This is a genomic window from Nocardioides dilutus, from assembly GCF_054779555.1.
In genome coordinates this window covers 1,215,736-1,228,413 of the sequence record NZ_BAAGYA010000002.1, presented here as the reverse complement: position 1 = coordinate 1,228,413, position 12,678 = coordinate 1,215,736, and the positions used below count along the sequence as shown (strand labels likewise).

The 12,678-nt window shown below is 70.8% G+C and carries 11 protein-coding genes; 3 read left to right on the top strand and 8 right to left on the bottom strand.

The features are described from left to right. Window positions 1-22: 22 nt before the first annotated feature. The 8 genes from ACYVC6_RS15570 to ACYVC6_RS15535 form a co-directional block, all read right to left on the bottom strand. The gene (locus ACYVC6_RS15570) at window positions 23-1,843 is read right to left on the bottom strand and encodes an AMP-dependent synthetase/ligase (protein WP_460715298.1); all 1,821 of its coding nucleotides are present in this window, start codon (window positions 1,841-1,843) and stop codon (window positions 23-25) included. 144 nt (window positions 1,844-1,987) lie between these two features. Next, window positions 1,988-3,142 (bottom strand): glycosyltransferase family 4 protein, encoded by a 1,155-nt coding sequence (locus ACYVC6_RS15565; RefSeq protein ID WP_460715297.1) that lies wholly within the window; start codon window positions 3,140-3,142, stop codon window positions 1,988-1,990. Then, window positions 3,143-4,411 carry a hypothetical protein gene (locus tag ACYVC6_RS15560; RefSeq protein ID WP_460715296.1) on the bottom strand — a complete coding sequence of 423 codons (1,269 nt, stop codon included), beginning with the start codon at window positions 4,409-4,411 and terminating at the stop codon, window positions 3,143-3,145. Window positions 4,412-4,622: 211 nt separating this feature from the next. After that, window positions 4,623-5,738, bottom strand: coding sequence for a hypothetical protein (locus tag ACYVC6_RS15555; protein WP_460715295.1), 1,116 nt, complete (start codon window positions 5,736-5,738; stop codon window positions 4,623-4,625). A 101-nt stretch (window positions 5,739-5,839) separates the two neighbouring features. Continuing rightward, entirely contained in the window at window positions 5,840-6,706 is an 867-nt protein-coding gene (locus tag ACYVC6_RS15550; RefSeq protein ID WP_460715294.1) for an aminoglycoside phosphotransferase family protein, read from the bottom strand. Then, window positions 6,703-8,580 carry a translation elongation factor 4 gene (gene lepA / locus ACYVC6_RS15545; RefSeq protein WP_460715293.1) on the bottom strand — a complete coding sequence of 626 codons (1,878 nt, stop codon included), beginning with the start codon at window positions 8,578-8,580 and terminating at the stop codon, window positions 6,703-6,705. Before lepA ends, ACYVC6_RS15550 begins: the two co-directional genes overlap by 4 nt. Before the next feature lie 75 nt (window positions 8,581-8,655). Then, complete coding sequence (locus ACYVC6_RS15540) at window positions 8,656-9,330, bottom strand: response regulator (RefSeq protein ID WP_460715292.1); 675 nt, start codon at window positions 9,328-9,330, stop codon at window positions 8,656-8,658. Then, window positions 9,327-10,571 carry a sensor histidine kinase gene (locus ACYVC6_RS15535; RefSeq protein WP_460715291.1) on the bottom strand — a complete coding sequence of 415 codons (1,245 nt, stop codon included), beginning with the start codon at window positions 10,569-10,571 and terminating at the stop codon, window positions 9,327-9,329. The genes ACYVC6_RS15540 and ACYVC6_RS15535 overlap by 4 nt, the downstream gene beginning before the upstream one ends. 142 nt (window positions 10,572-10,713) lie before the next feature. Between ACYVC6_RS15535 and ACYVC6_RS15530 the strand changes: the two genes are divergently transcribed. The 3 genes from ACYVC6_RS15530 (at window position 10,714) to rpsT (ending at window position 12,642) form a co-directional block, all read left to right on the top strand. Beyond that, window positions 10,714-11,226: a hypothetical protein gene (locus ACYVC6_RS15530; protein WP_460715290.1), complete on the top strand. Its 513-nt coding sequence runs from the start codon at window positions 10,714-10,716 to the stop codon at window positions 11,224-11,226. Between the two features lie 106 nt (window positions 11,227-11,332). Beyond that, the gene (locus tag ACYVC6_RS15525; RefSeq protein WP_460715289.1) at window positions 11,333-12,250 is read left to right on the top strand and encodes a phosphotransferase family protein; all 918 of its coding nucleotides are present in this window, start codon (window positions 11,333-11,335) and stop codon (window positions 12,248-12,250) included. Window positions 12,251-12,381: 131 nt separating this feature from the next. Next, window positions 12,382-12,642: a 30S ribosomal protein S20 gene (rpsT, locus tag ACYVC6_RS15520; protein ID WP_292676754.1), complete on the top strand. Its 261-nt coding sequence runs from the start codon at window positions 12,382-12,384 to the stop codon at window positions 12,640-12,642. The last annotated feature ends 36 nt before the right edge of the window (window positions 12,643-12,678 follow it).

Here is a 12,678-nt window from a genome sequence, read left to right as displayed (position 1 = left end):
GGAGTGTCGCGCTCGCTTCCGTTCAGGCGTACAACGCGTCGATCTTGTCCTTGTTGTTGCCCTGGACGACGCTGCGCTTGACCTTCATCGACGGGGTGAGCTCGCCGGACTCGACGGTGAGGTCGTGGTCGAGCAGCTCCCACTTCTTGATGGTCTCCCAGCGGTTGAGGCCGGAGTTGAGCTCGTCCACGTAGCCGGCGACCATCGCCTTGACCGCGTCGGAGCCGACGATCTCGGCGTAGGACTTGCCGGACATGCCGTTCTCCTCGGCCCAGCCCGCCATGGCGTCGGGGTCGAGGGTGATCAGCGCGACGCAGTAGTTGCGGTCCTCGCCGAAGACCATGAACTGGCTGGCGTAGGGGCAGATGGCCTTGAACTTCGACTCGATCGCCGGGGGCGCGATGTACTTGCCGCCGGAGGTCTTGAAGAGCTCCTTGATGCGACCGGTGATCTTGAGGTGGCCGTCGGCGTCGATGCTCCCCTTGTCGCCGGTGTGCAGCCAGCCCTCGGCGTCCAGACTCTTGGCTGTCTCCTCGGGCAGGTTGTGGTAGCCGTCCATGACGTGCGGGCCACGGATCAGCACCTCGTCGCCCTCGCCGAGCTTGACCTCGCTGCCGGGGAGAGCCGGGCCGACACTGCCGAACTTGTATTCGTCCGGGTGGTTGACGAAGCCGCCGGCGGAGCACTCGGTCAGTCCGTAGCCCTCGAGGATGACGATGCCTGCGGCATGGAACCACTCGGCGATGTCCTTGTTGAGCGCCGCGGCGCCGGAGATGAAGAAGCGGACCCGGCCACCGAAGCGGTCGCGGACCTTGCTGAAGACGAGCTTGTCGAACAGCCCGTGCTGGAGCTTGAGTCCGAGCGGCACGCTCTTGCCCTCGCGGACCAGCCTGTCGACCTCGAGGCCGACCTTGAAGGCCTGGTTGAACAGCTTCTCCTTCAACCCGCCCTCGGCGGCCTGCATGGTGACGATCCGGCCGTGTGCCTTCTCGAAGATCCGCGGCGCGGCGCCCATGAACGTCGGCTTGACCACACCCAGGTTGTCGACGATCTTCTCGACCCGACCGTCGATGGCGGTGGCGAAGCCGCAGGCCAGCTGCGCAGAGAGCAGCACCTTGCCGAAGGAGTGGGCCATCGGCAGCCAGAGGAACTGCAGGTCGTCCTCGTGCAGGATGTCCTGGATCGCGATGGCCTCGCCCTCGTAGACCCAGGACTTGTGGCGAAGCCGGACCCCCTTGGGTCGGCCCGTGGTGCCCGAGGTGTAGATCAGGGTGGCGAGCTGGTCAGGCTTGATGGCCGCGATGGCCGCCTCGACCGCACCGGGGTGCTCGACGAGGTACTTCTCACCGAGGTCGGCGAGCTGGTCCAGGGTGATGACCCAGTCACCGTCGCCCTCACCGTCGAACGTGATGACCTTGCGGACGGTCGGGATCTCGCTCTTGCGCTCGTTGACCTTGGCCAACTGCGTGTCGTCCTCGAGGAAGACGAGCTGGCACTCGGAGTCGCTGAGGATGTAGGCCGTGTCCTCGGCGTTCGTCGTCGGGTAGACGGTGGTTGTGGCGCCGCCCGCGCACATGATCGCAAGGTCGGCAAGGATCCACTCGTAGCGCGTGCCGGCGGCGATGCCGACACGCTGCTCGGGCTGGAGGCCGAGCGAGAGCAGACCGGCGGCGAGGTTGGTGACGCGGTCGCCGGCCTCCTTCCAGGTGACCGACGTCCACGAGTCACCGACCGGGTAGCGGAACGCCTCGTGGCCGGGGCTCTTCGCGACACGGTCGGAGAACATGACGGCCATGCTCGGCTTCAGGTTGTCGACGAAGCTGGTGTCGTGAACGATGGGCATGACCACTCCTGGGGAACCGTGTCTCGGGTAACGGGGTCTTGCATCTTCGCGAGGTCGCGGAGACGTTGGGACGTTGGGACGTAACCTAGATCACTGAAGGTACTCACCGGTAGCAGCCCCCAGAAGTCTGCCCAGGTTCGCGGGTCAGCGGCTCCGGTGCTCGCCCACAAGCCGCAGGTAGACGCGAGCCAGCTCGTGGGCTGATGCGGTCGCGTCGTGGCTTGCCTCGACGTGTGCCCGACCTGCCCATCCCTCGTCGTCAGCCCGGGCCGGGTCGAGGAGGCGCTGCCTCACTGCGGCCGCCATGGCGACCCCGTCGCCCGGGGCGACGATCGCCCCGGCGTCGTCGGGCACGCTCTCGGCGACCCCCGACACCGATGTCACCACCACGCTGCGAGCGCTGGCCATCGCCTCGAGCGTGACCAGCGACATCTCGTCCCACCTGGAGGGCACCACCACGACGTCGGCGGCCGCCAGCCAGGTTCGGACGTCGCTGCGGGCACCCACCAGGCTGACCCCAGGCAGCTCCTCGGCCTGCCGGGCCAGGCGGGCCCGGTCCGGGCCGTCCCCCACGATGACCAGCCGGGCATCCGGCACCTCGGCGACCACGTGCGGCCAGGCGTCGAGGAGGTCGGCCTGGCCCTTCTGCTCGGCGAGCTCACCGATGCACACAGCCGTCGGGACGTCGGCCAGCCCGAGCAGCTTGCGTGCGGTCGCCCGGTCCCGAGTGCCCTGGGGTCGGAACGTCGCCAGCTCGAGGCCGTTGCGGATGACGACGTCGCGGCCCTCGATGCCCAGACCCCCGCCGGCAGTCCGTTCTTCCTCGCTCACACAGACGGTCACCGCTGTCCACCTGGTGGCGAAGCGTTCCCAGCGCAGCGAGGCAGCGCGCACCCCGCCGCGGGCAGCGAGATAGGACCAGGCGTGCGGCTGGAACACCGTGGGGATGCGGTTGCGCAGCACCAGCCGGCCGGCCAGTCCGGCCTTCGAGCCGTGCAGGTGGACCACGTCCGGGTCGGCATCCTCGATGATGCGCTGGAGCTTCAGGCACTCGTCGACGATCCGTCGGTTGAGCTCGCGCTCCGCCTGCCACCAGTAGGTCCGGGCGCCGGCCTCGCGCGCGTCGTAGCCCAGGAACCCGAGCGAGGAGCATGCCACCGAGACGTTCCAGCCGCGCCCCACCTGGTCGCACACGTAGCCGAGTGCGACCCCACCGACCCCACCCGCCCCGGAGGCCGATACGTGTAGGACGTGGAGCCGACGGGATACGCCCTCGTCCGCCGGGCGGAGGCCGGTCACTCAGGCCGCCTTCGACTCGGTCCGGCGACCGACGAGCACAACGCCGAGGATCCTGCCACCCGCAGCGCGCACCCGGGTCGCGTGCGCACGCAGCGCCGAGGTCGACACACCACCCTCGGGGACAGCCAGCACCAAGGATCCGGACACCGCCATCTGCCGCGCGTCGTCGGCCACATCGAGCGGCGGGGCGAGCACGACCACGACGTCGAACCTTGCGGCCGCCTCCGCCATCACCCCGTCGAAGGCGTGCTCGAGCAAGTGGTCGGGGTCGCCCTCCCCCCACGTCCCGGCAGGCAGCACGCTCAGCATCTCCACCGGGCCGGGGCTCACCGCACGGTCCAGGTCTGCGCCCAACAGCACGTCGTAGAGACCGAGGGTGTCGGGCGCGGGTTGTGCGGGCCGGCCGAAGCGGTCCCCCATCCGGCCGTCCACGAGGAGCACCCGGCGCCCGACATGGGCCAAGGAGATCGCCGCATTGGCGCCCAGCCAGACGTCGACCTCCCCGGTGCTCACCCCGGTGACGACCACCTTCTTCGACGGTCCGCTGCTCGTCTCGGCCTCGAGCGCGAGCCTCAGGTGGCGGAACTTGTCGGCCTCGGCCGACCCGGGACGCAAAGCGGGCATCGTGGTCAGGTCGGCCGGAGCCGTCAGGTGCGCGAGCAGCGGCGCCACCGCGGCGTTCTCGACGTCGTTGGCGTCGTCGACCGTCTCCGTCCGTCGGTCGCGCAGCAGCGCCACGACCAGCCCCAGCAGGAGCGCGGCACCGAGCCCTGCGCCCAGCGCCCGGGTCAGCGACGGCTCGACGAACATCCGGGGCGTCATCGCGCGCTCGGTCACCGTCACCGTCACGACGTCGCCCTCCGCGGCCAGGCCCGCGATCCGGACCGCGATGGAGTTGGCGACCCTGGCGGCCAGGACGCGGTCCCGGTCCCGCACCGTGATCTCGATGACCGCCCGACCGGGCGCCCAGGTGCTCTCCACCGCATCCACCAGCTCGGTCACGGAGCGGTCCGCGCCGAGACGCTGGCGCACGGCGACGAGAACCGCCGGGGAGTCGGCGGCCTCAGCGAGGTCGCGTCGGGCCGCGTCGACCGTGTCGGCATCCGCTGTGGACGCAGGGTCCTTCGTGGCCTCGACCTGGGCCGTTGTCTCGTAGGTCTTAGGGGTCAGCCAGAGCCCGCCAGCCACTACAGCCCCACCCACGAGCAGGAAGACCAGGACGAGCAGCCTCTGCCGCCACAGGGCCGCGCCGAAATCGCGCACGTCCATACGTCATCCCCACATCAAGTTCCACCGTGGTGGACCTAGTTCCCCCCAGGTCGTCCACGGCACCGAGGCCACCAGTATCCGCGAAAGGAAGTACTGAGGCACGTCCGGAGATACATGTACCCGTATTTTGTGCCCCCGTCCCCCTTGTCGGACGGCAGGTCTAGCGCAGCGGGGCCATCTCACCGACAGGTTTTCGGCCGGCGCGGGCGCGTCACTGTGCGGTGCGGAACAACCAGCCGAGGGGTCGGGAGGCACTGGGGTCGGGCTCGGGCTCGTCCTCGGAGGCTGCGGCCTCGAGCTCGCGTAGCTGTGCCGCCCTGCGGCTCTCGTCACCTCGCCGGCGTCGAGCATCCTCCGGATGCTGGAGGTCGCGAAGCTCACGACTGGACTGCTCGATCTCCAGGCTGCTGGAGGTCAGGAACGCCTCGGTGGCCGAGCGCGGCCGGTCGGGATCGAGCCCGGATCCGTCCGCGTCCTGGGCTTCCGCGTCCTGGGCTTCCGCGTCCTGGGCCTCCGCGTCCTGGGCCTCCGCGTCCTGGGCCTCCGCGTCCCGGGCCGTCGCGTCGTTGGAGTCCACGTCGTACGCCGCCGCGTCGGCCGCCTCGACCTCGGTGCCGAACGGCGAGGTGGCGCTCGGGACCCCGGTCGCCGGGCCGTGCTCCAGGCCGTAGGGCGTCGCACCGGGGGCCTGGTCGGCGATCGACGACGCCGCCTGCTCGAGGTGTCGCGGCACGTTCTCGGCGATCAGATCGTCGGCCTGGGGGTCCGCAGCGGAGCGGAGCACCTCCAGCGAACCCTGAAGGGTGCTCACGTTGGCGAGTGCTGACTCGAGCGAAACGCCGAGGATGCGGACCGAGGCCTCGAGGTCGCTGATCAGCGCCTCGGAACGCTCTTGGGCGCGCTCCTCGGCGAGGCGGTGCTGCTCGGTGAGGTCGCGGGTCACCTGTTCGGTGACCTCCGCCCGCACCCTGCGCCGGTGCTCCTCGATCTCGGTCTCGGCCGCGGACCGGATCGCGTCAGCTGTCGCCCGGGCGCGCTCGGTGATCGCCTCGGCCTCGGTCCTCGCCCGGGCCAGGACGTCGTCGGCACGCTCTCGGGCATCGCCCGTGATGTGCTCGGCCATCTGCCGGCTCTCGGCCACGAGCTGCTCCGAGAGCTGCTGGGCCTCCGCGACCATGGCGTCCGCGGCTGAGGCGGCGTCCTGCCGGATCCGGCCGGCCTCGGCCAGCAGGCCCTCGGCCTCCTGGCGCGCCCCGAGACTGGCGCGCAGTTCTTGTGCGCGAGCCGTTGCATCCCCCGAGCCGAGGGAAGCGTCTGTCGCTTCCATCCTTGATTCCCCCCTGGAACCGTGGACGGATACGGAGCATCCATCCAGGCCCTAGTCAACCACCTCGAGGGCAGGTAGTTGAACCATGAAACCCTGGTGTCTTAGTCCTGAACGGCTTTCGCGATCACCACGCACCTCGTGATCCTCTCCAGCTCCTCTGGCCCCAGGGGTCTCACCTCGCGAGCCGCGTCCTCGATCGACCAGAAGGCGTCCACCACCATCCGGACGACCGTCCAGGCCACCGCGCGCTGCTCGTCGAGCTCGGCGCCGTCGACCACGGCGTGGAGCCGCTGTCGGATCGCGTCCCGCACCGTCGGCGCCTCGCTGGTCAGCTCGTCCCACCGGTTCCAGAGCAGGGGGGCGGGCTCGTAGTGCGGGTCGCCGGACATCGGCTGCGGGTCGATCACCAGCCACTCTGCTCGCTCACCGCCGCCCAACACGTTCTCGTAGTGCAGGTCCCCGTGGAGCAGACGCCCGGTCGAGGCTTCCTCGTCCAGCTCGCGGGCCAGGCCCAACGCCTGGTCGACCAGCCGATGCGGGATCGGCGCGTCCCTGGGCAGGGCCGCCAGGCCGGGAAGCCACTGGGCGACGTACGCCGGCAGCGTGATGAGCTGCGGCGGCGCGGCGACGTGCAGCTTTGCGTAGAGGCCGGCGACGATCTCGCACGCCTCGAGCACCGGGACACCGAGCAGGTCTCGCGACTCGAGCCTTTCCAGCAGGAGGGCCCGACGCCGCGGGTCGGCGCGCAGCAGGCGTACGGCGCCGCGGCCTCCCCAGGTCTGGAGCGCCAGCGCCTCGTGCTCGGTCTCCGGGTGAACCTCGGTCACCTTGAGGAAGGCCGGGTCCCCGTCCGCCACCACGGGCTGCACGAACGAGACCTCGTGCGTGACCGGCGGGCCGTCCGGTGTCAGATCCCACGCCTCGAGCAGCCCGAACGCGATCTGCGCCGGTTCGAGGTGCGGGCTCACTTCGAGGGCTTCTCCCCGGGGCCAGAGGTGGACAGCGCGGCGATGAACGCCTCCTGCGGGACCTCGACCCGGCCGACCATCTTCATCCGCTTCTTGCCCTCCTTCTGCTTCTCGAGGAGCTTGCGCTTGCGGGTGATGTCGCCGCCGTAGCACTTGGCGAGCACGTCCTTGCGGATCGCCCGGATGTTCTCGCGGGCGATGACCCGGGCCCCGATCGCGGCCTGGATCGGCACCTCGAACTGCTGACGGGGGATGAGCTCCTTGAGCTTGCCGGCCAGCATCACGCCGTAGGAGTAGGCCGCGTCGCGATGGACGATCGCGGAGAAGGCGTCGACCGGCTCCCCCTGCAGCAGGATGTCGACCTTCACCAGGTCGGCCGCCTGGTCGCCGGACCGCTCGTAGTCGAGTGAGGCGTAGCCCTTGGTGCGCGACTTGAGCTGGTCGAAGAAGTCGAAGACGATCTCGCCCATCGGGAGGACGTAGCGCATCTCGACGCGGTCCTCGGACAGGTAGTCCATGCCCTGGAGGCTGCCGCGCTTGGACTGGCAGAGCTCCATGATCGTGCCGATGTAGTCCGAGGGGCTCAGAATCGTGGCCCGGACCACCGGTTCACGCACCTCGGCGATCTTGCCGTCGGGGTATTCGCTGGGGTTGGTGACCTCGATGACCTTGCCGTCCTCCATGACCACCTCGTAGACCACGTTGGGCGCGGTCGAGATCAGGTCGAGGTTGAACTCGCGCTCGAGGCGCTCGCGGACGATCTCCATGTGCAGCAGACCGAGGAAGCCGCACCGGAAACCGAACCCGAGGGCACCCGACGTCTCCGGCTCGTAGGCCAGGGCGGCGTCGTTGAGCTGCAGCCGTTCGAGCGCGTCCCGCAGGGTCGGGTAGTCGTCCCCGTCGATCGGGTAGAGGCCGGAGTAGACCATCGGGTTGGGGTGCTTGTAGCCGCCCAGCGGCTCCGTGGCGCCGTGGTGCTGGCTGGTGACCGTGTCACCGACCCGGGACTGGCGGACGTCCTTGACCCCCGTGATCAGGTAGCCGACCTCGCCCACCCCGATCTCGCCGGCCTTGACCGGCTCGGGGCTGATGACGCCCACCTCGAGCATCTCGTGCACGACGCCGTTGGACATCATCTTGATCCGGTCGCGATGGCTGAGCTTGCCGTCGATGACCCGGACGTAGGTGACCACGCCGCGGTAGGTGTCGTAGACGGAGTCGAAGATCAGGGCCCGTGGCGGGGCGTCCGGGTCGCCCACGGGTGGGGGCGTCTGCTTCACGATCTCGTTGAGCAGGGCTTCGACGCCGAGGCCGGTCTTGGCGCTGGTGAGCAGCACGTCGGAGACCTCGCAGCCGACCAGCCGGGCCAGCTCGGCGGCGTACTTCTCCACGTTGGCGCTCGGCAGGTCGATCTTGTTGAGCACCGGGATGATGTGGAGGTCTGCACCCATCGCGAGGTAGAGGTTGGCCAGCGTCTGGGCCTCGATGCCCTGGGCGGCGTCGACCAGCAGGACCGCGGCCTCGCACGCCTCGAGCGACCGGGACACCTCATAGGTGAAGTCGACGTGACCAGGGGTGTCGATCATGTTGAGGATGTAGGTGCCCGGCTCGGCACCTTCGGCGTTGCCCTCTGGCACCGTCCACGGCATCCGGACGGCCTGGCTCTTGATGGTGATGCCGCGCTCGCGCTCGATGTCCATCCGGTCGAGGTACTGCGCTCGAGCGGCCCGCTCGTCGACCACCCCGGTCAGCTGCAGCATCCGGTCGGCGAGCGTCGACTTGCCGTGGTCGATGTGGGCGATGATGCAGAAGTTGCGCAGCACCGCGGCGGGGGTGTGACCGGGCTTCGGAGCGGTCGGGACAGACGGCGGCACAGAGCTCTCTCGGAACGTCGAAACGGAGCCGCCATCCTCCCATGCGGGAGGTCACGGCCACGAAACCGAGCCCCGCTAGCGGGGCCGCCCGGGCGCCACCAGTCCGCGGTCGAAGGCGTAGACGATCGCGGCGGCCCGGTCGCGCAGGTCGAGCTTGGTGAAGATCCGGCCGATGTGGCTCTTGACGGTCACCTCGGAGATCACCAGCGTGCTCGCGATCTCGCCGTTGCTGAGTCCCCGGCCCATCAGCTGGAGCACCTCGAGCTCTCGGTCGGTGAGAGGCGTGTCCGTGGCCGGAGCCGCCTCGGGCGCGCTCCGGAAGGTGTCGAGCACCCGGGACGTGACGGCCGGGTCGAGCACGGCCTGCCCCGCGGCCACGGCCAGGACCCCGCGGACCACGTCCTCGGCCGGGGTGTCCTTGAGGAGGAACCCCGCGGCCCCGGCGCGCAGCGCGCCGGCCAGCAGCTCGTCGTCGTCGAACGTCGTGAGCACCAGGACCGGCGGAGCGTCCGGCTGCCGCCGTAGACGCCGGATCGCGTCGATGCCGTTGACCCTGCGCATGCGCAGGTCCATCACCACGACGTCCGGCCGGAGCTGGGGCACCGCGACCGGGACCTGGTCGCCGTCCTCGCACTCCCCCACGACCAGCACCCCGTCGCGACGGCGCAGGATCCGGCGAAGCCCCGAGCGCACCAGCTCCTGGTCGTCGACGAGAAGGACCCGGACCAGAGCGTCGTCGTCGTCGCTCACGTCGTCCCCAAGGAGGGACGGTGCAGACCGCGGACCAGCCGGGGCAGTGGGCAGACATGACCGGCTGCGTCACGGGTGTCGCCCCGCGGGAGGTCGACCACGACGACCCACTCGCCACCGCCGGGACCGGCGGTGAGCGAGGCTCCGAGCAGCTCGGCCCGCTGGGTCATGCCGGTCACGCCCGAGCCGCCAGCGCCGGGGCGGAGGCCGGCCGGGACCGGGTTGCGCACGACGAGCCGGCCCGGGTCCGAGGCGAGGTCGAGCACAACGGTCGCGGTGGCGCCGGGGCTGTGCCGGGCCACGTTGGTCAATGACTCCTGGACGATCCGGTAGAGCCCGAGCCCCGTGGCCGGCGGCACCTGGTCGAGGTCACCGGTGATGGTCAGGGCGACGTCCAGGCCGGCGGCCCGGAAGTCGGCGACGAGTGCTTCGACGTCGGCCACCGTCGGCGCGGGCGCGGTCGCTCCCCCGGCATCCGAGCCGAGCAGACCCACCGTGCGGCGTACGTCGGAGACCGCCTGGCGGCCGACCCGCTCTGCCTCGCGCAGGGCGTCGACGGTCTCGGCGACGTCACCGCCGTCCTCCAGGTCGCGGCGGGCGGCCGTGAGGTGCAGCATCGTGACGCTCAGCGAGTGTGCGACCAGATCGTGCACCTCGCGAGCGATGCGCTGCCGCTCCTCGAGCACGGCCTGGCGCTCCCGCACCGCGTGCTCCTCGGCCTGGGCCTGGATGCGCAGCTGCTGCGACCTCATGACGAACCCGATGTCGAGGGCCAGGACGATCGCCGTCGCCCAGATGCCGAGCGCGGCGCCCGGCAGCGCCCCGGTGGCGTACGCCGCCACCACGACGGTCTCGCCGGCCGCGAGCACCGCCAGTCCGCGGGCGGCGCCGACGCAGGCGGTGACGTGGCCGACCATGAGCACCAGGAAGAGCGGCGCGAAGTCGTAGTCCAGGGGCTGCCACAGCATCAGGGCCGCGGTGGCAGATGTCGTCAGGGTGGCGAACAACGGCCACGAGCGGCCCTGGACGAACAGCTCCACCGGCCAAGGGAGCAGGGCCACCGCCACGAGCGCGATCGCCAGCCAGACGTTGTCACCGTGGGCGGCACGCTGGGAGACCGCGACCACGCCCGTGGCCAAGGCAGCCGAGTCGATGAGGGCGGCGATCCAAAGGGGGTAGTCCGGCAGGCCGTTGGCGACCCAGCGGCGCTCGAGCCGCACGACGAAGGCCGGCACATACACCCCTCGAGAGTAGGGGCCGGGCGCGCCCGCCGGCATCCGACCAGGGTCGGAGAGCGAGCCCCACAGGTCCTCCCCTGGGCTGGTCCCGAAGACCCGCCCGTCGGTGGCTGTCCCGGCGGTTCCGGCTCCATAACGTCGAGGCATGACCACTGACAGCGCCGTCGAACCGAGCACCCGATCCTCCTGGGACCGGATACACGCCCGGACAGCATCCTTGCGAGAGGTCGTGGCCGACCTCGACGCCGGACGGCCTCTCCCCGAGGGAGTCGACGGGTTCGCGGATCGCGGCGAGCTGCTCCGGGAGCTCCACGGCACCTGGTCGCGGCGGCTGAGCGGCCGGCTCGACCTGGCCCTCGAGACCGACGACCACGACCTGTCCGAGAGCGTCGCCCGGGCCTGGCTGGGCACCGCCGAGGACCTCCCGGGCATCCGTCGCATCCTCGACGAGCACGCCGACCACCCGGCCGTGCGGCACGCGCGGCGCATCGAGCTGCGCACGGTGGCGGTCGCGGCCGGCCTTGCGACGTTCGATGACCCGGTCGCCTCCAGCGCCCGGACCGGCGCCGTCCTGGTCGGCTCGCTGCGCGACAGCAGCCTGCCGCCGGTGGATCGGGCCTCGAGGTGGACACGGCTGCGAAGGGCGCTCCTCGGCTGAGCCTGAGTCCACGCTGAGTCTGGCTGAGTTCCGGGGTCGGGTGCCGCAGACTGTCCCGGTGCCGACGCCCGTGACGCCCCTGACGCCGTACCCGACACTCGTTCCGGTGGGTCGCACGGCCCGCCGGGTGGAGTGGGGTCACCTGCCCCCGCGGGTCCGGGGCGCGGTCGAGGAGCGGCTCGGCTCCGCGGTCACCGCCGCCGACTCGCGCAGGTCTGGCTTCACCCCCGGCTTCGCGTCGGTCGTGACGACCGAGGACGGCGGCCGAGCCTTCGTGAAGGCCGCCTCGACCAAGGCGCAACGGGTGTTCGCCGAGGCCTACCGCGAGGAGTCGCGCAAGCTCCAGGCCCTCCCCGCGCAGGCGCCCGCCGCCCGGCTGCTCTGGACGCTGGACGTCGAGGACTGGTTCGTCCTCGGGCTCGAGCACGTCGAGTCGCGTCAGCCTCGCCGGCCCTGGAGCCCCACCGACCTCGAGGCCTCGCTCGACGCGCTCGAGCTCGTCGCCGACCTGCTCACCCCCGTGCCCCCCGAGCTGGGCCTGGACCCGATCGAGACCGACTTCGCGGCGTTCCCGGGCTACTGGGACGACTTACGCGCCAGCAGGCCCGAGCTGGTGCGTCTCGAGGAGGCGGCCTGGCTGGCCGGCCGCTACCGCGAGGTGGTCCAGGGCGAGACACTGGTCCACACCGACGTGCGGGACGACAACATCCTGATCCGCCCCGACGGCAGCGCCCTGCTGTGCGACTGGAACTTCCCGTGCGTCGGCGCGGCCTGGATCGACACCCTGCTGCTGCTCGTCGGGCCGCGCGGCGACGGCCTGGACGTGGAGGGCTCGCTCGCGGCGCGCCGGCTCACCCGCGACGTACCGGCGGAGAGCATCGACATCCTGCTCGCCCTGGTCACCGGCTACTTCCTGCGGCAGGCCGCCGAACCGGTCCCGCCGACGTCGCCCCACCTCCGCGACCACCAGCGGTGGCAGGGCGAGGTGTGCTGGGACTGGCTGGCCGAACGACGGGGCTGGTGAGCGCCTGGAGAGCCAGGGCTGGTGATTTGGGTGGGCCGCAGCCGCGCTGTTAGCCTTGCCCGTCGCGCTCGGCGTCGTTCCGAGCGCTCCCAGACCAGCACACCAGCATCCGATCTCACGAGAGTTCACCTGTGGCCAACATCAAGTCCCAGATCAAGCGGAACAAGCAGAACGAGAAGCGTCACGAGCGCAACAAGGCCGTCAAGACCGGCCTCAAGACCGCCGTGCGCAAGTTCCGCGAGGCCGCCGAGGCAGGCGACAAGGACCAGGCCGTCGAGCTCGGCCGCGACGCCGCCAAGAAGCTGGACAAGGCCGCTTCCAAGGGCGTCATCCACAAGAACCAGGCCGCCAACCGCAAGTCGGCGATCGCCAAGAAGGCCGCCTCTCTCTGAGCCGCGTCCGCACACATCGACCCGCCCGTCTCGATG

What these genes read in the sequence shown, in the direction of transcription:
- ACYVC6_RS15560 (WP_460715296.1), bottom strand. Translation starts at nt 4,411, where the DNA reads ATGGACGTGCGCGATTTCGGCGCGGCCCTGTGGCGGCAGAGGCTGCTC.
- ACYVC6_RS15530 (WP_460715290.1), top strand. Translation starts at nt 10,714, where the DNA reads ATGACCACTGACAGCGCCGTCGAACCGAGCACCCGATCCTCCTGGGAC.
- ACYVC6_RS15555 (WP_460715295.1), bottom strand. Translation starts at nt 5,738, where the DNA reads ATGGAAGCGACAGACGCTTCCCTCGGCTCGGGGGATGCAACGGCTCGC.
- ACYVC6_RS15570 (WP_460715298.1), bottom strand. Translation starts at nt 1,843, where the DNA reads ATGCCCATCGTTCACGACACCAGCTTCGTCGACAACCTGAAGCCGAGC.